At 65.6% G+C, this 20,244-nt stretch carries 18 protein-coding genes; 2 read left to right on the top strand and 16 right to left on the bottom strand.

The features are described from left to right. Window positions 1–9: 9 nt before the first annotated feature. Together fghA and ACYJP6_RS05035 are read right to left on the bottom strand one after the other, a co-directional pair. Entirely contained in the window at window positions 10–864 is an 855-nt protein-coding gene (gene fghA, locus ACYJP6_RS05030) for an S-formylglutathione hydrolase (RefSeq protein WP_459473901.1), read from the bottom strand. A 40-nt stretch (window positions 865–904) separates the two neighbouring features. Then, window positions 905–2,017, bottom strand: a complete 1,113-nt coding sequence (locus ACYJP6_RS05035) for an S-(hydroxymethyl)glutathione dehydrogenase/class III alcohol dehydrogenase (protein ID WP_459473903.1) — start codon at window positions 2,015–2,017, stop codon at window positions 905–907. Between the two features lie 101 nt (window positions 2,018–2,118). On the opposite strand from ACYJP6_RS05035, the gene ACYJP6_RS05040 reads away from it, so the two are divergent. Continuing rightward, complete coding sequence (locus ACYJP6_RS05040) at window positions 2,119–3,024, top strand: LysR family transcriptional regulator (protein WP_459474283.1); 906 nt, start codon at window positions 2,119–2,121, stop codon at window positions 3,022–3,024. Between the two features lie 107 nt (window positions 3,025–3,131). Beyond that, the gene (locus ACYJP6_RS05045; protein ID WP_459473905.1) at window positions 3,132–4,298 is read left to right on the top strand and encodes a baeRF3 domain-containing protein; all 1,167 of its coding nucleotides are present in this window, start codon (window positions 3,132–3,134) and stop codon (window positions 4,296–4,298) included. Window positions 4,299–4,436: 138 nt separating this feature from the next. Here ACYJP6_RS05045 and ispD read toward each other — a convergent pair whose 3' ends face one another. The 14 genes from ispD to ACYJP6_RS05115 form a co-directional block, all read right to left on the bottom strand. Next, window positions 4,437–5,162 (bottom strand): 2-C-methyl-D-erythritol 4-phosphate cytidylyltransferase, encoded by a 726-nt coding sequence (gene ispD / locus ACYJP6_RS05050; RefSeq protein WP_459473907.1) that lies wholly within the window; start codon window positions 5,160–5,162, stop codon window positions 4,437–4,439. Continuing rightward, entirely contained in the window at window positions 5,163–5,441 is a 279-nt protein-coding gene (locus tag ACYJP6_RS05055; RefSeq protein WP_459473909.1) for a septum formation initiator family protein, read from the bottom strand. It lies immediately after the preceding gene. 166 nt (window positions 5,442–5,607) lie between these two features. After that, entirely contained in the window at window positions 5,608–6,897 is a 1,290-nt protein-coding gene (eno, locus tag ACYJP6_RS05060; protein ID WP_459473911.1) for a phosphopyruvate hydratase, read from the bottom strand. 79 nt (window positions 6,898–6,976) lie between these two features. Continuing rightward, the gene (kdsA, locus tag ACYJP6_RS05065; protein WP_017639039.1) at window positions 6,977–7,825 is read right to left on the bottom strand and encodes a 3-deoxy-8-phosphooctulonate synthase; all 849 of its coding nucleotides are present in this window, start codon (window positions 7,823–7,825) and stop codon (window positions 6,977–6,979) included. A gap of 2 nt (window positions 7,826–7,827) precedes the next feature. Further along, a complete protein-coding gene (locus tag ACYJP6_RS05070) occupies window positions 7,828–9,456 on the bottom strand; it encodes a CTP synthase (RefSeq protein ID WP_309760697.1) in 1,629 nt (542 codons plus the stop codon). Window positions 9,457–9,598: 142 nt separating this feature from the next. After that, window positions 9,599–10,915, bottom strand: a complete 1,317-nt coding sequence (tilS, locus tag ACYJP6_RS05075) for a tRNA lysidine(34) synthetase TilS (RefSeq protein WP_459473914.1) — start codon at window positions 10,913–10,915, stop codon at window positions 9,599–9,601. 10 nt (window positions 10,916–10,925) lie between these two features. Next, a complete protein-coding gene (locus tag ACYJP6_RS05080) occupies window positions 10,926–11,876 on the bottom strand; it encodes an acetyl-CoA carboxylase carboxyltransferase subunit alpha (protein WP_459473915.1) in 951 nt (316 codons plus the stop codon). A gap of 140 nt (window positions 11,877–12,016) precedes the next feature. Beyond that, the gene (gene dnaE, locus ACYJP6_RS05085; RefSeq protein WP_459473917.1) at window positions 12,017–15,538 is read right to left on the bottom strand and encodes a DNA polymerase III subunit alpha; all 3,522 of its coding nucleotides are present in this window, start codon (window positions 15,536–15,538) and stop codon (window positions 12,017–12,019) included. A 76-nt stretch (window positions 15,539–15,614) separates the two neighbouring features. Further along, window positions 15,615–16,250 (bottom strand): ribonuclease HII, encoded by a 636-nt coding sequence (gene rnhB / locus ACYJP6_RS05090; RefSeq protein ID WP_459473919.1) that lies wholly within the window; start codon window positions 16,248–16,250, stop codon window positions 15,615–15,617. Next, window positions 16,250–17,377 carry a lipid-A-disaccharide synthase gene (gene lpxB / locus ACYJP6_RS05095; RefSeq protein WP_459474284.1) on the bottom strand — a complete coding sequence of 376 codons (1,128 nt, stop codon included), beginning with the start codon at window positions 17,375–17,377 and terminating at the stop codon, window positions 16,250–16,252. Before lpxB ends, rnhB begins: the two co-directional genes overlap by 1 nt. Before the next feature lie 16 nt (window positions 17,378–17,393). Continuing rightward, window positions 17,394–18,170, bottom strand: coding sequence for an acyl-ACP--UDP-N-acetylglucosamine O-acyltransferase (gene lpxA, locus ACYJP6_RS05100; RefSeq protein ID WP_459473921.1), 777 nt, complete (start codon window positions 18,168–18,170; stop codon window positions 17,394–17,396). Continuing rightward, window positions 18,167–18,607, bottom strand: a complete 441-nt coding sequence (gene fabZ, locus ACYJP6_RS05105; RefSeq protein ID WP_140217599.1) for a 3-hydroxyacyl-ACP dehydratase FabZ — start codon at window positions 18,605–18,607, stop codon at window positions 18,167–18,169. The genes lpxA and fabZ overlap by 4 nt, the downstream gene beginning before the upstream one ends. Before the next feature lie 45 nt (window positions 18,608–18,652). After that, window positions 18,653–19,726: a UDP-3-O-(3-hydroxymyristoyl)glucosamine N-acyltransferase gene (gene lpxD / locus ACYJP6_RS05110; protein ID WP_459473923.1), complete on the bottom strand. Its 1,074-nt coding sequence runs from the start codon at window positions 19,724–19,726 to the stop codon at window positions 18,653–18,655. Beyond that, a complete protein-coding gene (locus ACYJP6_RS05115; protein WP_459473925.1) occupies window positions 19,726–20,244 on the bottom strand; it encodes an OmpH/Skp family outer membrane protein in 519 nt (172 codons plus the stop codon). The genes lpxD and ACYJP6_RS05115 overlap by 1 nt, the downstream gene beginning before the upstream one ends.

A 20,244-nucleotide genomic window follows, 5' to 3' on the forward strand; every position in this document is an offset into this window, starting at 1 on the left:
CCGTCGCCTTCAAGGGGCAGACAGGGCCGCCGCGTGATGCCGCAGATGGTCGTCGATGAAGCTGGCGACAAAGAAATAGCTGTGGTCATAACCCGGCTGCAGACGCAGTTCCAGCGGATGACCCGCAGCTTCCGCCGCCCGCTGCAGCGCCTGGGGCTTGAGCTGCTCGGCGAGAAAGCTGTCCTGCTCCCCCTGGTCGACCAGCAGCGGCAGGCGCTCCTCGGCCTTTTCCAGCAGTGCACAGGCATCCCACTCCGCCCAGCTGCTGCGGTCTTCGCCCAGGTAGTTCGAGAAGGCCTTGTGCCCCCAGGGGCAATCCAGCGGATTGACGATGGGCGAGAAGGCCGACACCGAGCGATAACGCCCCGGATGCCGCAAGGCGCAGATCAGGGCGCCATGGCCGCCCATGGAGTGGCCGCTGACGCCACGGCGATCCGAGACCGGGAAGTTGGCTTCGATCAGCGCCGGCAGTTCTTCCACCACATAGTCGTGCATGCGGTAGTGCTTGGCCCAGGGCTGCTGGGTGGCATTGACGTAGAACCCGGCCCCCAGGCCGAAATCCCAGGCCTTCTCGGGATCGTCCGGTACGCCTTCGCCGCGCGGACTGGTGTCCGGCGCCACCAACACCAGGCCCAGCTCGGCGGCCAGGCGCTGGGCGCCGGCCTTCTGCATGAAGTTCTCGTCGGTACAGGTCAGGCCCGACAGCCAGTAGAGCACCGGCAGGTCGCTGCGCGCCTCCGCCTGGGGCGGCAGGTAGACGGCGAAGGTCATGTCGCAGTCGAGGCTGCGAGCACGATGGCGATAGCGCTTGTGCCAGCCGCCGAAACTCTTGTTGCTGGAGAGCAGTTCGAGACTCATGGTCATCTCCCGTGCAGAGGGCGCCGCCGGGGCGCCCTTCCGGCGATCAGTAGTGGACGACGGTGCGGATGCTCTTGCCTTCGTGCATCAGCTCGAAGGCTTCGTTGATCTGCTCCAGGCCCATGGTATGGGTGATGAAGGTGTCCAGCGGAATCTCGCCGCTCTGCGCCTTGCGTACGTAGCCCGGCAGCTCGCTGCGGCCCTTGACGCCACCGAAGGCGCTGCCGCGCCAGACGCGCCCGGTCACCAGCTGGAACGGCCGGGTGCTGATCTCCTGGCCGGCACCGGCCACACCGATGATCACCGACTCGCCCCAGCCCTTGTGGCAGCATTCCAGCGCGGCGCGCATCAGGTTGACGTTGCCGACGCACTCGAAGCTGTAGTCGACGCCGCCATCGGTCAGCTCGACGACGACTTCCTGGATCGGCTTCTGGTGATCCTTGGGGTTGATGAAGTCGGTGGCACCCAGTTCACGGGCGATGTCGAACTTGGACGGGTTGATGTCGATGGCGATGATGCGGCTGGCCTTGGCCATCTTGGCGCCGATGATGGCAGCCAGGCCGATGCCGCCCAGGCCGAAGACGGCGACGGTGGCGCCCTCTTCCACCTTGGCGGTGTTGAGCACGGCGCCGATGCCGGTGGTCACGCCGCAACCCAGCAGGCAGACCTCCTCCAGCGGCGCCTCCTGGGGGATCTTGGCCACCGAGACCTCCGGCAGCACCGTGTATTCGGAGAAGGTGGAGCAGCCCATGTAGTGGTAGATCGGCTCGCCGTTGTAGGAGAAACGGGTGGTGCCGTCGGGCATCAGGCCCTTGCCCTGGGTGGCGCGCACCGAGCTGCACAGATTGGTCTTGCCGGATTTGCAGAATTTGCACTGGCCGCATTCGGCGGTGTACAGCGGGATGACGTGATCGCCCACGGCGACCGAGGTCACGCCCTCGCCCACCGCCTCGACGATGCCACCGCCCTCGTGACCGAGGATGCAGGGAAAGACGCCTTCGGAATCCTGGCCGGACAGGGTGTAGGCATCAGTGTGGCAGACGCCGGTAGCGACGATGCGAATGAGCACTTCGCCGGCCTTGGGCGGCTCGACGTCCACCTCGACGATCTTCAGGGGCTCGTTGGGCGCGAAGGCTACGGCGGCGCGGGACTTGATCATGGTCGACTCCGACAGGACGAAAAAACGAAGGAAGCAGTTTAGACGCCTGAAATCCTGGAACAATCGGGCATACTGGAATTCATTTTTGCCACAGGGAAACAATCATGGGTTGGGAGGGGATCGACGAATTCGTCGCGGTGGCGAGCACCCTGCACTTCGGCCAGGCAGCCGACCGCCTGGGCACCTCGACCTCCCACGTCAGCCGCCAGGTGGCGCGTCTGGAAGAACGCCTGCAGGCGCGGCTGCTCTATCGCAGCACCCGCAGCGTGGCCCTCACCGAAGCCGGCCATACCTTCCTGCAACACTGCCGGCGCTTGCAGGAAGCCCGCGACGAAGCCCTGCGCGAGGTGAGCGATCTCTCCAGCCAACCCAAGGGGTTGATCCGCATGACCTGCGCCGTGACCTATGGCGAGCGTTTCGTGGTGCCGCTGGTCAACGACTTCCTCGCTCACCATCCCGAGGTGAGCCTGGAACTGGACCTGACCAATCGCACCGTCGACCTGCTGCACGAAGGCTACGACCTGGCGATCCGCCTGGGTCGCCTGGCCGACTCGCGGCTGGTGGCGACGCGGCTGGCGCCGCGGGAGCTCTATCTGTGCGCCGCGCCAAGCTATCTGGAGCGCTATGGCGCACCCCATACCCTCTCCGAACTGAGTCGCCACCGCTGCCTGGTCGGTACCAGCGACATCTGGAGCTTTCGCGAGAACGAACGCGAAGTCCTCCACCGGGTGCAGGGTTCCTGGCGCTGCAACAGCGGCCAGGCGGTGCTGGACGCCGCCTTGCGTGGCTTCGGCCTGTGCCAGTTACCGGACTACTACGTGCTGCCGCACCTGGCCCGTGGCGAGTTGCGCGCCCTGCTGGACAATCGCCAGCCGCCCAACAGCGCGGTCTGGGCCCTCTATCCACAGCGGCGCTTTCTCTCGCCGAAGATCCGCCTGCTGGTGGAGCACCTCAAGCAGGGGTTGAGCACGGCGCGGCCAGGTGGCCGCCACCCATCCGGAAGCTGAGCGCAGCGGAGGAACCGGGTCTTTCGGTCGCTCTTCGAAAGAGAGAACGATAGCCGCGAGGCCGCCCGCCCGGCGGCCTCGCGGCGTCTCTCGCAGCCGGAGGTCCCATGAACGACACCCTCGATCATCACGCACTCGCCACCTGGATGAAGGCGGCGGTCCCGCCCTGCCTATCGCTCTACCTGCCCACCGAGCGCGCCTTCCCGCAGCGCGAGCAGAACGTCATCCGCTTCAAGAACCTATTGCGCACCGTCGAAGCCGAGGTGCGCCAGCGCTTCCCCGAGGCCGATACCACCGCCCTGCTCGCCCCCTTGACCGCCCTGATCGACGACGCCGACTTCTGGAATCATCCACGCGGCGGCCTGATCATCCTGCGTGACCGCGATCATCTGCACCTGCTCAAGGTCGCCGGCGGCGTACCGGAGACGGCGATGGTCAATCATCACTTCCATCTGCAGCCGCTCCTGCAACTGGCCCAGGGCACCGGCAGGTACCAGGTGCTCTGCCTGTCCCGCGACCATGCCCGGCTGTTCGAAGGCAGCCGCGACAACCTGGTGGAGCTCGAATTGGCCGAAGGCGTGCCGCGCACCCTGGAAGAGGCCCTGGGCACCGATTTGACCGAGGGCAACCAGCGCGGCCTGCCCCAGGGCTTCGGCCGGGCCAGCGAGCGCGGCGACGCCATGCAGCACAATGCCGGCGGCATCAGCAAGCATGACGAGCAGAACGTCGATCGCGAACGCTATTTCCTCGCCCTGGATCGTGCCCTCACCCGCGAGCACTCGCAGCCGAGCAAGCTGCCCCTGCTACTCGCCGCCCTGCCGGAGCACCAGGCGGTCTTTCGCCGGATCAGCAACAACCCCCTGCTACTGGCCGAAGGACTCGCGGGCGATCCGGGTCCCCTCGACAATGAAACCCTGAGGCAGAAGGCCTGGGCGGTCATGGCGCCGCACCTGGATGGTCATCTGACCGAGTTGCTAGACACCTATGCCCAACGCCAGGGCCAGGGCCTGGCTTCGGATCGACTGGAAGAGATCGGTGGCGCCGTGCTGGATGCCCGGGTCGACACCCTGCTGGTGGAGGCCGAGCGGCGCATTCCCGGCCACCTGGACGTCGATCGCCGCCTGCTGGTGCCTTCCGACCCGGCCGGCGCGAACACCGAGGACCTCTTGGACGAACTCAGCCTGCAGACCCTGCAACAGGGTGGCCAGGTACTGGTACTGCCGCGCGAGCGGATGCCGGGGAAGACTGGCGCCGCAGCCATCTATAGATTCTAGGCTCTGCCTGAAAAGTGCCTGCGCTCGCCCATGCTGCGTTGAAAATCAGCTCGGAATGCTCATTTACCATTTGTAAACTCCGCTTCCTCGCTAATTTTCGCCTTGCCTGGCCTTCGCTCCGCGACTTTTCAAACAAGCCTAGGAGGCTGGCGTGTCCGCCAGGGCATCGAGCTGCCAGCTGCGGCGCAGCCATTCCAGGTCTTCCGGCCGGGTGATCTTGAGATTGTCCGGCCGGCCCTCCACCAGGCGCGGTGCCAGGCCCGCCCATTCCATGGCCGAGGCCTCGTCGGTCACGGCGACACCGGCTGCCAAGGCATCGGCCAGGGCCCGACTCAGCGGCCCCAGACGAAACATCTGCGGCGTATAGGCCTGCCAGACCAGGCTGCGATCCAGGGTCGCGGCGACCCGACCATCGGCACCAGCGCGCTTGAGAGTATCCCGCACCGGCACGGCGAGCAGGCCGCCTATGTCATCGTCCGCCAGGCAGGCCAGCAGGTGATCGATATCGCTGCGCTGCAGGTTGGGCCGCGCGGCATCGTGCACCAGCACCCAGGCGTCGTCCGCCACGCCTTGGGCGCTCAGCAGCAACAGCGCCGACAGTACCGAGCTGGCGCGTTCGGCGCCGCCTTCGGCGCAGCGAATGCGCGCGTCCTGGGCAAGGGGCAACTGGGGCCACCAGGGATCGTCGTTGGCCAGCGCCACCACGATACCCAGGGTACCGGGATGCTCGAGGAAAGCCGCCAGGGTGTGCTCAATGACGCTACGACCGGCCAATTCGAGGTACTGCTTGGGGCGATCCGCGCGCATGCGCGAACCAACGCCCGCGGCCGGCAGGACGGCCCAGAACGAGGGTGCAGGAGTCATCTATTTCGATTGCAGAAAGAGGGTTTCGCCCTGTTTGACCATGCCGAGTTCGTGGCGGGCACGCTCCTCGACGGTCTCCATGCCTTTCTTGAGCTCGACGACCTCGGCTTCGAGGATCTCGTTGCGCTCCAGCAGGCGCTTGTTCTCGCCATTCTGGTCGGCGATCTGCTGCTTGAGGTCGCGCACCTGGGCGAAGCTGCCATCACCGACCCACAGGCGATACTGGAGACCGCCGAGCAGCAGGAGCAGGAAGGGAAACAGCCAGTAGGGACTTCGCATGGGCGGTACGGATTCGCGGACGGCGGATGCCGCAAGGGACGGCGGCAAAAACGAAAACAGGATAGAAGCCCGGCTCTACGCTTGTAAACTGGGCATCTATCCTGTGTTTGGTCGGACGACTCAGGAGGCGGCGACCTGGATCGCCACCTCCGCGTTCGCGTAGCCCTTAGCTACGGAACTCGGCGCGACCGCGGTAAGGCGCCTTGGCACCCAGCTGCTCTTCGATGCGCAGCAGCTGGTTGTACTTGGAGACGCGGTCGGAACGGCACAGCGAACCGGTCTTGATCTGACCAGCGGCGGTACCCACGGCCAGGTCGGCGATGGTGGAGTCTTCGGTCTCGCCGCTGCGGTGGGAGATCACCGCGGTGTAGCCGGCGGCCTTGGCCATCTGGATGGCTTCCAGGGTCTCGGTCAGAGAGCCGATCTGGTTGAACTTGATCAGGATCGAGTTACCGATGCCCTTCTCGATGCCTTCCTTGAGGATCTTGGTGTTGGTGACGAACAGGTCGTCGCCCACCAGCTGCACCTTGCTGCCGATCTTGTCGGTCAGGGCCTTCCAGCCGGCCCAGTCGGACTCGTCCATGCCGTCTTCGATGGAGATGATCGGGAACTGCTCGGTCAGCCCGGCCAGGTAGTCGGCGAAACCGTTGGCGTCGAAGGCCTTGCCCTCGCCGGACAGGTCGTACTGACCATCCTTGTAGAACTCGCTGGAGGCGCAGTCCAGGGCCAGGGTGACATCGGTGCCCAGCTCGTAGCCGGCGTTCTTCACCGCTTCGGCGATGGCGGCCAGGGCGTCAGCATTGGACGCCAGGTTCGGGGCGAAGCCGCCTTCGTCACCCACGGAGGTGCTCAGGCCACGGGCCTTCAGCACGGCTTTCAGGTGATGGAAGATCTCGGCACCCACGCGCAGGGCATCGGCGAAGCTCTTGGCGCCAACCGGCTGGACCATGAATTCCTGGATGTCGACGTTGTTGTCGGCATGCTCGCCGCCGTTGATGATGTTCATCATCGGCACCGGCATGGAGTACTGGCCGGGGGTGCCGTTCAGGTTGGCGATGTGGGCGTAGAGCGGCAGGTCCTGGTCTTCGGCGGCGGCCTTGGCGGCGGCCAGGGACACGGCCAGGATGGCGTTGGCGCCCAGCTTGGCCTTGTTGTCGGTGCCGTCCAGCTCGATCATGGCGCGGTCCAGGGCCTTCTGGTCGGCAGGATCCTTGCCCAGCAGCAGGTCACGGATCGGACCGTTGATGTTGCCAACGGCCTTCAGCACGCCCTTGCCGAGGTAGCGGCTCTTGTCGCCGTCGCGCAGCTCCAGGGCCTCGCGCGAACCGGTGGACGCGCCGGACGGCGCGGTGGCGCGACCGACGATACCATTGTCCAGGATCACGTCCGCTTCAACGGTGGGGTTGCCGCGGGAATCCAGGACCTCACGTCCCTTGATGTCGACGATGTTAGCCATTTTTGTATCGATCTCCATGTTACCGGTCATTGACGGATCAGCCTTCGGCTGCGCCTGGGCCTTTTGGTTCAGCCGCCGCTTAGGCAGTTTCGATCGGCGTGAACGACTTCACCAGCTCGTCCAGCGCCTTGAGCTGGGCCAGGAAGGGCTCCAGCTTGTCCAGGCGCAGGGCACAGGGGCCGTCGCACTTGGCATGTTCGGGATCCGGATGGGCTTCGAGGAACAGGCCGGCCAGGCCCTGGCTCATGCCGGCCTTGGCCAGGTCGGTGACCTGGGCGCGGCGGCCGCCGGCGGAATCGGCACGCCCGCCCGGCATCTGCAGGGCATGGGTCACATCGAAGAACACCGGGTAGCCGAAGCTCTTCATGATGCCGAAGCCGAGCATGTCGACCACCAGGTTGTTGTAGCCGAAGGAGGAGCCCCGCTCGCAGAGGATCAGCTGGTCGTTACCGGCCTCTTCGCATTTGGCGAGAATGTGCTTCATCTCCTGGGGCGCGAGGAACTGCGCCTTCTTAATGTTGATCACGGCGTCGGTCTTGGCCATGGCCACCACCAGGTCGGTCTGCCGCGAGAGGAAGGCCGGCAGCTGGATGATGTCGCACACCGCCGCCACCGGCGCCGCCTGGTAGGGCTCGTGGACGTCGGTGATCACCGGCATGCCGAAGGTGGCCTTGAGTTCTTCGAAGATGCGCAGGCCGGCTTCCATGCCCGGACCGCGGTAGCTGGTCACCGAAGAGCGGTTGGCCTTGTCGAAGCTGGCCTTGAAAACATAGGGGATGCCCAGCTTCTCGGTCACCTTGACGTATTGCTCGCACACCTGCATGGCCAGGTCACGGGATTCCAGCACGTTCATGCCGCCGAACAGCACGAAGGGCTTGTCGTTGGCGATCTCGATGTTGCCGACGCGGACGATCTTCTGTGCGGTCATGGTCAATCCTTCTTGGCGTAGCGCAGGGCGGCATTGACGAAGCCACTGAACAGCGGGTGGCCGTCACGCGGGGTGGAGGTGAACTCCGGGTGGAACTGGCAGGCGACGAACCAGGGATGATCCGGGGCCTCCACCACTTCCACCAGGGCGCCGTCGCCCGAGCGACCGGAGATCTTCAGGCCGGCGGCCTCGATCTGCGGCAAGAGGTTGTTGTTGACCTCGTAGCGGTGACGATGACGCTCGACGATGACGTCCTGGCCGTAGCAGTCGTGCACCTGGGTGCCGCCGATCAGCTGGCACTCCTGGGCGCCCAGGCGCATGGTACCGCCCAGGTCGGAGCCTTCGGTGCGGATCTCGGTGGCGCCGGTGGAATCCTGCCATTCGGTGATCAGGCCGACCACCGGGTGGCCGCTGGCCTTGTCGAATTCGGTGGAGTTGGCGTCCTTCCAGCCCAGCACATTACGGGCGAATTCGATGACCGCCACCTGCATGCCCAGGCAGATGCCCAGGTAGGGGATCTTGTTCTCGCGAGCGTATTGCACGGTGGCGATCTTGCCTTCCACGCCACGCAGGCCGAAGCCGCCGGGAACCAGGATGGCATCGACGCCCTTGAGCAGGTGGGTGCCCTGCTGCTCGATGTGCTCGGAGTCGATGTAGCGCAGGTTGACCTTGGTGCGGCTCTGGATGCCGGCGTGGGTCATGGCCTCGATCAGCGACTTGTAGGCGTCGAGCAGCTCCATGTACTTGCCGACCATGGCGATGGTGACTTCGCGCTCGGGATTGAGCTTGGCGTCCACCACGCGGTCCCACTCGGACAGGTCGGCCGGCTTGCACTCCAGACCGAAGCGCTCGACGACGAATTCGTCCAGACCCTGGGCATGCAGCACGGAAGGAATGCGGTAGATGGTGTCGACGTCTTCCAGGGAGATGACCGCGCGCTCTTCGACGTTGGTGAAGAGGGCGATCTTGCGGCGCGAGGAGCTATCGACGGTGTGGTCGGAACGGCAGATCAGCACATCGGGCTGCAGGCCGATGGAACGCAGTTCCTTGACCGAATGCTGGGTCGGCTTGGTCTTGGTCTCGCCAGCGGTGGCGATGTAGGGCACCAGGGTCAGGTGCATCAGCATGGCGCGGCGGGCGCCGATCTCGACCCGCAGCTGGCGGATGGCTTCGAGGAAGGGCTGCGACTCGATGTCGCCGACGGTGCCGCCGATCTCCACCAGGGCCACGTCGGCATCGCCGGCGCCCTTGATGATGCGTCTCTTGATCTCGTCGGTGATGTGCGGGATCACCTGCACGGTGGCGCCCAGGTAGTCACCACGGCGCTCCTTGCGCAGGACATCCATGTAGATGCGGCCGGTGGTGAAGTTGTTGTTCTGGGTCACGGTGGTGCGGATGAAGCGCTCGTAGTGACCCAGGTCCAGGTCGGTCTCGGCGCCGTCATGGGTGACGAACACCTCGCCGTGCTGGAAGGGGCTCATGGTGCCGGGATCCACGTTGATGTACGGATCCAGCTTGAGCATGGTGACCTTCAGCCCTCTCGCTTCCAGAATGGCGCCCAGGGAGGCCGAGGCGATGCCTTTCCCCAAAGAAGAAACAACACCGCCCGTGACGAAAATAAAGCGCGTCATGAAAATTCCTAGAATCTGCGTTGAGGCGGAGAGCCGCCGATGAAAGCGAGAGCGGTCGGCCTGCTGCCGGACCAATGCACACCGTCCACTCGGAGCGAGCGGAAAATGCGGTACAAGACGGGAGCGTAGTCTAGCCTAAAGGTTATCCCAGCTCAAACCCGCCCATGCCGTCTGTGGGCAGCCATGCGAGCCGTCCTCCGCCGGGCAGCCCATCCAGGCCGGGCAGATTGGCCACCGCCAGCAGTTCGTCGCCACGCCAGAGCAGCGGCAAACGGCCGCGCAGGAACGGCGGTACCTTGCGCTCGTTGAGCAGGCGCTTCAGATCGCGAGTACCGCGACCGGGCACCACCAGGCGTTCGCCGCCCTGGCGATAGGCGATCCGCCAGCCAGATTCGGCGCCCTCCCCCGCAAAGACCAGTCGACCATTGCCAGGAAGCTCCAGGGTATTGGCGTGCGTGGTGACGACCGGGGGCGGCGGCTCCACCGACCACGTCGCGGGCACCCACCAGATACGCCCGGCGCCCCGGCGCACGCTGCCGCCTTCCAGTTGCCAGCGCGGATCGCTCGCTTCACCGCTATCGCGCAGTGCCTGCCAACCGGCCCAATGGGCGCTGTCCGGCTGGCGGGTCAAGGAAGCCAGCCAGGCGCGCAGGGCATTGCGCTGCCGGGCCTCGCTCAAAGCGCGCAAGGGCGCCAGGGCCAGGCTGGGTAGCGGCAGCCAGGCGAAGGGCTGCTCGCCCGCCTGGACCTGCTGCAGATCGAGGGTAGCCAACTCGCCGAGCAGTGCGTCGGCCTCGGCCAGATGAGCGGCACTGCGCGCCATGACCTGAGCGACACCCGGCCAGCGACTCTGTAACCGCGGCAACACCTCGTGCCTGAGGTAGTTGCGATCCAAATGGGTATCGGCATTGCTGGGATCTTCGATCCAGCTCAGCCCCGCGGCCTGGGCATAGGCCAACAGGGTGCTGCGCGGCTCGTCCAGCAAGGGTCGCCAGAGACGACCGACCGCAAAGGGCCGCTCGCCCGGCATGCCAGCCAGCCCCTTCACCCCGGCGCCGCGCACCAGGCGTAGCAGCAGGGTTTCCAGTTGATCGTCACGATGCTGGCCGAGCACCAGGCAGCCATCCACTGGAAGGACTTGGGCGAAGGCGGCATAGCGCGCCTCGCGGGCGGCGCGCTCGAGACTGGCCAGGTTATCGGTGCAGACGTGCAGGGTATCGAGGGATACCTGCAGCGCTTGGCAGACTTGGGCGCAATGGCTGACCCAGGCATCGGCGGCTGGCTGCAGCCCATGGTGCACATGGACCGCCTGCAGGTCGGCAAGCAGGCCGCGCTCACGCAACTGCGCGAAGAGCTGCAGCAGGACGGTGGAGTCCAGTCCGCCGGAGAAGCCCACCCGCCAGTGACGGGTAGGCGGCTGCCGCGCCAGGCGGGCCTGCAGCCGGTCCAGCAGACTCATGGGGGCGGGATCAGGAGATGCCGTAGCTCATCAGCCGCTCGTAGCGACGCTCCAGCAGCGCCGGCACGTCGTAGCCCTTGAGGTCATCGAGTTGTTGCAGCAGCGCGGTGCGCAGGCTGGCGGCCATGGCCTGGGGATCGCGGTGCGCGCCACCCAGGGGCTCGTCGATCACCTGGTCGACGATGTTCAGGCTCTTCAGACGCTCGGCGGTGATGCCCATGGCCTCGGCGGCATCGGGGGCCTTCTCGGCGGTCTTCCATAGGATGGAGGCACAGCCTTCCGGCGAGATCACCGAGTAGGTGGAGTGCTGCAGCATGTTCAGCTGGTCGCAGACACCGATGGCCAAGGCGCCACCGGAGCCACCCTCGCCGATCACGGTGGCGATGATGGGGGTCTTCAGCCGCGCCATGACGCGCAGGTTCCAGGCGATGGCTTCGCTCTGGCCACGCTCTTCGGCATCGATGCCCGGATAGGCGCCGGGGGTGTCGATGAAGGTCAGGATCGGCATCTTGAAGCGCTCGGCCATTTCCATCAGGCGGCAGGCCTTGCGATAGCCTTCCGGACGCGGCATGCCGAAGTTGCGGCGGACCTTCTCGCGGACCTCACGGCCCTTCTGGTGGCCGATGACCATCACCGGGCGACCGTCCAGGCGGGCGATGCCGCCAACGATGGCCGGGTCGTCGGCGAAGTGACGGTCACCATGCAGTTCCTCGAAGTCGCTGAACAGGTAGCCGATGTAGTCGAGGGTGTAGGGCCGCAGCGGATGCCGCGCCAGGCGGGCGACCTGCCAGCTGGAGAGGTCGCTGAAGATGCTCTTGGTGAGCGCCTGGCTCTTCTCCTGCAACCGGGCGATCTCGTCACTGATGTTCAGCGCATTGTCGTTACCGACCAGTCGAAGTTCTTCGATCTTGGCCTGGAGATCGGCGATAGGCTGTTCGAAATCGAGATAGTTCGGGTTCATGGGCATCCGTTAGTGCAATCTAGAGCCAAGGGCCGGGGCGCCTACCTTAAGGGATCGGACGGGACAGGTCGAGACTCCTGCCGCGTCACCGGCGCCCGCCGCTGGCGAGGGTTGGGACGGAGCGCACGAGGCGCTCGGACTTAACGATAGTTGAGAAAGACGTTCTCCCTGCCGAACTGGTCACGCAGGGTTTGAATCAGGCCGTCGGCGGGGTCGATCCGGTAGTTCTCGCCGAACTGCAGCAGGGCCCGCGCACTGGGGCCCTGGTAGTCGATGGTGACTGGACAGGCGCCGCGGTGACGACCGCACAATTCCCCCAGCCAGCGCAGCCGGTCGCCGGCCAGCGCCTCGCTGCGCACGGCGATCCTCAGGCTTTCCGCCAGGGCCGTGCGCGCCTCTTCCAGGCCCAGCACGCGCTTGGCGCGCAGGCGCAGGCCACCGGAGAAGTCGTCCTGGCTGACCTCGCCCTCGACGATCACCAGGGCATCGGTCTGCAGTAGCGCCTGGGCGGCGTTGAAGGCCTCGGCGAACAGCGAGGCCTCGATGCGCCCGGAGCGGTCGTCCAGGGTGACGAAGCCCATCTTGTCGCCGCGCTTGTTCTTCATCACCCGCAGGTTGACGATCAGCCCGGCCACCGTCTGGGTCTCGCGCGACGGCTTGAGGTCGACGATGCGCTGGCGCGCCAGGCGGCGCACCTCGCCTTCATATTCCTCGATGGGGTGACCGGTCAGGTACAGCCCCAGGGTTTCCTTCTCGCCACGCAGCCGTTCCTTGAGGTTAAGCTCCCGGGCGCGGCGGTGGTTGGCGTAGACGTCCGCCTCGGGCTCGGCGAAGACCCCGCCGAAGAGGTCGACGTGGCCGCTGTTGTGGCTGCGGGCGGTCTGCTCGGCCGAGGCGATGGCCTCCTCCATGGCCGCCAGCAGCACGGCGCGATTCTGGTCGATGGTGGCTTGGTAGGCCTTCAGCTCATCGTGATAGTGCGGCCCGAGACGATCCAGGGCGCCAGAGCGGATCAGTGCTTCCAGGGTGCGCTTGTTGATCCGCTTGAGGTCGACCCGGGCACAGAAATCGAACAGATCCTTGAACGGCCCCTCCGCCCGCGCCTCGACGATGGCCTCCACCGGCCCCTCGCCGACGCCCTTGATGGCGCCCAGGCCATAGACGATGCGCCCGCCGTCGTTGACGGTGAACTTGAACTCGGAGATGTTCACGTCCGGCGTATCGATGCGCAGCTTCATGTGGCGGCATTCCTCGATGAGGATCACCACCTTGTCGGTGTTGTGCATGTCCGCCGACAGTACCGCCGCCATAAAGGGCGCCGGATAGTGGGTCTTCAGCCAGGCGGTCTGGTAGGAGACCAGGCCATAGGCCGCGGAGTGCGACTTGTTAAAGCCGTAACCGGCGAATTTCTCTACCAGGTCGAAGATGTTGCCTGCCAGATCGCCATCGATGCCGTTGTTGGCGCAGCCCTCGATGAAGCCGCCGCGCTGCTTGGCCATCTCCTCGGGCTTCTTCTTGCCCATGGCGCGGCGCAGCATGTCCGCCTGGCCCAGGGTGTAGCCGCCCATGACCTGGGCGATCTGCATCACCTGTTCCTGGTAGAGGATGATGCCGTAGGTGGGCGCCAGCACCGGCTGCAGGCCGTCGTACTGGTAGTCCGGGTGCGGATAGGCCAGCTCGGCGCGGCCGTGCTTGCGGTTGATGAAGTCGTCCACCATGCCCGACTGCAATGGACCGGGACGGAACAGCGCCACCAGGGCGATGAGGTCTTCCAGGCAGTCCGGCTTGAGCTTTTTGATCAGCTCCTTCATGCCGCGGGATTCCAGCTGGAAGACCGCGGTGGTCTCGGCCTTCTGCAGCAGGGCGTAGGTCGGCTTGTCGTCCAGCGGGATGAAGTCGATGTTGAGCGGTTCGCGCCCTTCCGCCTCTTCCGTGCGGTTGATGGTCTCCAACGCCCACTTGATGATGGTCAGGGTACGCAGACCGAGGAAGTCGAACTTCACCAGGCCGGCCTGCTCGACGTCGTCCTTGTCGAACTGGGTCACCAGGCCATTGCCGTCCTCGTCGCAGGCGATGGGCGAGAAGTCGGTCAACTTGGTCGGCGCGATCACCACGCCCCCCGCGTGCTTGCCGGTACCCCGGGTGATGCCCTCGAGCTTCAGGGCCATGTCCCAGATTTCCTTGGCGTCCTCGTCGGTCGCCAGGAAGTCGCGCAGCGGCTCCTCCTGCTCATAGGCCTTCTGCAGGGTCATGCCCACTTCGAAGGGAATCATCTTCGACAGACGATCGGCCAGGCCATAGGACTTGCCCTGTACCCGCGCCACGTCGCGCACCACGGCCTTGGCCGCCATGGTGCCGAAGGTGATGATCTGGCTCACCGCCTCGCGACCGTACATGTCGGCCACGTACTCGATCACCCGGTCACGGCCGTCCATGCAGAAGTCGACGTCGAAGTCGGGCATGGAGATCCGTTCGGGATTAAGGAAGCGCTCGAACAGCAGGTCGTAGGCCAGCGGATCGAGGTCGGTGATCTTCAGCACATAGGCCACCAGGGAACCGGCACCCGAGCCCCGACCGGGGCCCACCGGCACGCCGTTGTTCTTCGCCCACTTGATGAAGTCCATCACGATGAGGAAGTAACCGGGGAAGCCCATCTGGATAATGATGTCGAGCTCGAAATTGAGCCGGTCGACGTACTCCTGGCGCTTCTCTTCGTAGTTGGGCGTGGTCTCGCGCGGCCAGAGCACCGCCAGGCGCTCCTCCAGGCCCTCGAAGGAGACATGGCGCAGGTAGTCGTTGATGGTCATCCCGTTGGGAATCGGGAAGTTGGGCAGGAAGTACTTGCCCAGCTGGATCTCGATGTTGCAGCGCTTGGCGATCTCGACGGTGTTTTCCAGCGCCTCGGGCAGGTCGCTGAACAGCTCGGCCATCTCGGCCGCCGACTTGAGGTACTGCTGGTCGCTGTACTTGCGCTCGCGGCGCGGATCGTCCAGCGGACGGCCTTCGCCGATGCAGACGCGGGTCTCGTGGGCCTCGAAGTCCTCGGGCTTGAGGAAGCGCACGTCGTTGGTGGCCACCAGGGCGCCGCCACAGCGGTCCGCCAGGGCCACGGCGGCATGCAGGTGCTCTTCGTCGCCCGCCCGCTCGGTACGCTGCACCTCCAGGTAGAAGCGCTCCTGGAAGACCTGCTGCCATTCCTCGAACAGCTGATCGGCCAGGGCCAGGTCGCCTTCGAGCAAGGCCAGGCCGATCTCGCCTTCCTTGGCGCCGGACAGGGCGATCAGCCCTTCGCTGGCGTCCTTCACCCAATCACGCTGGATGACGATCTGGCCGTCGCTCTGCCCTTCCTGGAAACCGCGGGACAGCAGCTCGGTCAGGTTGCGATAGCCCTTGGCATTCATCACCAGCAGGGTCAGCCGACTCAGGGGCGCGTCGCTGTCGCGCCCGGCGAGCCAGATGTCCGCCCCGGCGATGGGCTTGATCCCGGCGCCCATGGCCGCCTTGTAGAACTTCACCAGCGAGCAGAGGTTGCCCTGGTCGGTCACCGCCACCGCCGGCATCCCGGCGGCTTCGGCCGCCTTGACCAGCCCCTTCACCCGGACGATCCCGTCGACCAGGGAGTATTCCGTGTGCAGACGCAGGTGGACGAAGGATGCGGACATGGCAGAGACCCCTTGATGCATGAGGCGCGAGATTGTACCGGATAGTCGAAGCGGGGTCAGACCGCCGCGACGGCCGTCAGTAGGTCGCGACGATCTGGGTGGAGGCCTGGGTCTCGAGGGCGTGCCAGGCGTCGCGCACCGGCGCGAAGGAGCGCCGGTGGATGGGCGTGGGGCCCAGGCGCCTGAGCGCCTCCAGGTGCTCGGCGGTGGGATAGCCCTTGTGTCCGGCCAGGCCATAGCCGGGATAGAGCACGTCCAGCGCCTGCATCTCGCGGTCGCGGGTCACCTTGGCCAGGATCGAGGCGGCGGCGATCGCCGGTACCTGGCTATCGCCCTTCACCACCGGCGAACTGGGCACCGCCAGCTTGGGACAGCGATTGCCGTCGATCAGCGCCAGTCGCGGCTGCACCTTGAGCCCTTCGACGGCGCGCTGCATGGCCAGCATGGTGGCATGCAGGATGTTCAGCCGGTCGATCTCGGCGACCTCGGCGCGGGCCACGCACCAGGCCAGGGCCTTTTCCTGGATCTCCTCGAACAGGGCTTCGCGGCGCGTCAGCGACAGCTTCTTCGAATCGTTCAGGCCGAGGATGGGCCTGCCCGGATCGAGGATGACCGCGGCGGTCACCACGGCACCGCACAGCGGACCGCGGCCGACCTCGTCCACCCCGGCGACCAGCGCCTCGACCAGGTTGAAATCCAGTCCCAGCTGCATCAGCTACGCTCGCGCAGGAGATCCAACACGGCGCCAGCCGCCTGGACCGAGGCATCGCGCCTCAGGCTGTGGTGGATGGCTGCGAAACTGTCGGTCTGCTGCTCGGGGTGCTCCAGCAGCGGCAGCAACTCGGCCACCAACCGCTCCGGCGTCGCTTCGTGCTGGATCAGCTCGGGCACCAGCTTGCGCCCGGCCAGCAAATTGGGCAGCGAGATATAGGGACTCTTCACCAGCTGCTTGAGGATCAGGTAGGTCAGGGGCGCCACCCGGTAGGCCACCACCATGGGCCGCTTGAACAGCAGCGTTTCCAGGGTCGCGGTGCCCGAGGCGATGAGCACGCCATCACTGGCGGCCAGCACCTCGTGGGAACGGCCATCGGTCAATAGCAGCGGCAGCGGCGGCCGGCCTTCCAGCAACTGCTCCACCTGGGCGCGCCGCGCGGCGTTGGCGCAGGGCAGCACGAAACGCACTTCGGGACGCACGGCCAGCACCTGTTCGGCGGCATCCAGGAACAGTGCCCCCAGACGCCCTACTTCACCGCCACGGCTACCGGGCAAGAGGGCGATGACCGGCCCGTCCTGCGGCAGACCCAGGGCCTGGCGCGCGGCCAGGCGGTCGCTGTCGAGCGGGATGGTGTCGGCCAGCGGATGGCCGACGAAGCGCACCGGCACCTGCTGTTCTTCGTAGAAGCGTGCTTCGAAGGGAAACAGGGTCAGCATCAGGTCGCAGCCGTCGCGGATCTTCAGCACCCGCTTCTGCCGCCAGGCCCAGACCGAGGGACTGACGTAGTGCACCGCCGGGATGCCCGCGCGATGCAGTTGGGCCTCGATCTCCAGGACGAAATCGGGAGCATCGATGCCGATGAAGACGTCGGGGCGGGCCTCGAGCAACTGGGCGATCAGCGCCTTGCGCCGGCCCAGCAGTTCACGCAGGCGGCCGAGCACCTCGACCAGCCCCATGACCGCCAGGCGCTCCATGGGAAACGCAGAGACCAGGCCTTCGGCCTCCATCCGCGGACCGCCCACGCCCATGAAGGAGATGTTCGGGTGCTGTTCCCGCAGCGCCTGCATCAGGCCGGCGCCGAGCAGATCACCCGAAGCTTCTCCCGCCACCAGCGCCACGCGCAGCGGGCGCTGGGCGAACTCAGCGGGTGATGCCACGCGTGGCACTCAGGATGGAGTCACGGAATACCGCCACCTCGGGAAACTGCTGAGCCACCGGCTCCAGTTCCTTCATGGCCTCATCGACGGTCAGTCCCTGGCGGTAGACCACCTTGTAGGAACGACGCAGCGCCTGGATGGCTTCGGTGGAGAAGCCGCGACGGCGCATGCCTTCGAAATTCATGCTGCGGGCTTCGGCGGGGTTGCCGAACACTGTGACATAGGCCGGTACGTCCTTGCCGATCGCCGTGCCCATGCCGGAAAAACTGTGGGCGCCGATGCGGCAGAACTGGTGCACCAGGGTATAGCCGGAGAGGATCGCCCAGTCATCGACGTGCACATGGCCAGCCAGGGCCGTGTTGTTGACCAGGATGCAATGATTGCCGATCACGCTGTCATGACCGATGTGCACATAGGCCATCAACAGGTTGTGATCGCCGAGGGTGGTCTCTTCACGATCCTGCACAGTCCCGCGGTGGATGGTGACCCCTTCGCGGATGACGTTGTGGTCGCCGATGCGCAGGCGGGTCGGCTCACCCCGGTACTTGAGATCGGGCGTGTCCTCGCCAATCGACGAGAACTGGAAGATGCGGTTGTGACGACCGATGACGGTCGGGCCCTTGAGGATGACGTGGGGACCGATGACGGTACCCTCGCCAATCTCGACATCCGGCCCGATGATCGACCAGGGGCCGACCTGGACATCGGCGGCGAGCCGTGCCTGGGGGTCGACGATAGCCCTGGGGTCGATCAACGTCATAGCTTGCGTTCCGCGCAGATGATTTCGGCCGAGCAGACGGGCTTGTCGTCCACGCTGGCCTGGCATTCGAATTTCCAGATACCGCGCTTGGTACTGAGGAAGCGCGCCTCGAGGATCAGCTGGTCACCCGGGGTCACCGGCTGGCGAAAACGCAGCTTATCCGATCCGACGAAGTAGTACAGGGTGCCATCGGCGGGCGAGGAATTCATCATCTTGAAACCCAGCACGCCAGCGGCCTGCGCCATCGCCTCGACGATGAGCACGCCCGGCATGATCGGATGCTGGGGGAAATGGCCGGTGAAGAACGGCTCGTTGATGCTGACGTTCTTGTAGGCACGAATGCGTTTGGCTTCGATATCCAGCTCCGTCACGCGATCCACCAGCAGGAAGGGATAGCGATGCGGGAGATATTCACGGATCTCGTTGATGTCCATCATGGTCGGGGAAGGCCTGTTCAGAAAGGGGAAACATCCGATGCAGAATCAAGCATCAGAAGCAGCGTCATCCCGCGAGGTCACGGTAGCAACGATTTTTTCCAGATGTTGCAGACGGCGGGCCATGTCGTCGAGGTGACGAATCCGCGCGGCGCTCTTCTTCCACTCCCCGGCGGGCTGCATGGCCGTACCCGAGGAATAGGCGCCTGGCTCGGTAATCGAGCGGGTCACCATGGTCATACCGGTGACGAACACGTTGTCGCACAACTCGATATGACCGACCATGCCCACGCCGCCGGCGATGGTGCAGTGTTTGCCGATCTTGGTACTGCCAGAGATACCGACGCAGGCGGCCATGGCGGTGTGCTCACCGACCTGGACGTTGTGCGCGATCATGATCTGGTTGTCGAGCTTCACCCCATCGCTGATGACCGTGTTCGCCAGGGCGCCACGGTCGATGGTGGTGTTGGCGCCGATCTCGACGTCGTCGCCGATCAGCACGCCGCCCAGCTGGGCGATCTTCTGCCATTGGCCGCGTTCGTTGGCGAAACCGAAGCCCTCGGCACCGATCACGGCACCGGACTGCACGACCGCCCGCTCACCGATGATCACATCGTGATAGAGGGTGACGCGCGGGGCCAGCCAGCTGTCGGCGCCGATGACGCTGCGGGCACCCACCACGCAGTGGGCACCCAGGCTGACGCCTGCCCCTATGCGGGCCTGGGCCTCGATCACCACATAGGGCCCGATGGCCGCCGTCGGATCGACCTGGGCATCCGCCGCGACCAGCGCCGTCGGATGGATACCGGCCGCGCTGCGCGGCTTGCGATCGAACAGATGGGACAGCCGCGCATAGGCGAGGTATGGATTCGCCAGGATCAGGGCGTCGCCGGCATAGCCGTCGGCATCCCTGTCCGTCAACAGCACCGCGCCCGCCCGGGTATCGGCCAGGTAGCGGCGATACTGCGGATTGGCGAGGAAGCTCAACTGGTCCGGACCGGCCTCCGGCAAGGTGGCCAGGCCGGTTACCAGGCGCTCGGGCGAACCGCGCAACTCAACGGTCAGCTGGCGGCTTTCCAGCCACTGCGCCAGCTCGCCCAGCGTGAAGGTCTTCGAGCTCATCAACGACTCGCGTTCATGCGCTCGATCACCTGGCGGGTGATGTCGTATTGCGGCTTCACGTCGACCACGGCGCCGCGCTCGAGCACCAGGTCGTAGTCACCCTTCTTCAGCACCTCTTCCACCGCCTTGTCGAGGCGCGGCTTGAGCAGCTTCAGCATGTCACGATCCGATGCCGCCTTGGCGTCGTTGAGTTCCTTGGACTGGAACTGGAAGTCCCGGGCCTTCTGGCGGAAGTCGTTCTCCAGGCGGGTGCGCTCGGCTTGCGCCAGCTTGTCACCGCCCTTGTTCAGCTTGTCTTGGATGTCCTTGGCGGAGCTTTCCAGACCCTTCAGCTTGTTCAGCTGGGGACCGAACTTCTTCTCGGAATCCACCGCGTACTTCTTGGCGGCATCCGACTCCAGCAAGGCCATCTGGTAGTTCAGCACGGCGATCTTGGTATCGGCGAAAACCGGAGCGGCCACGAGAACGGCAGCGAACAGAGCGTAACGGGTGTACTTGTGCACAGTTGACTCCTGCAT

The organism is Pseudomonas sp. No.117, from assembly GCF_054558395.1.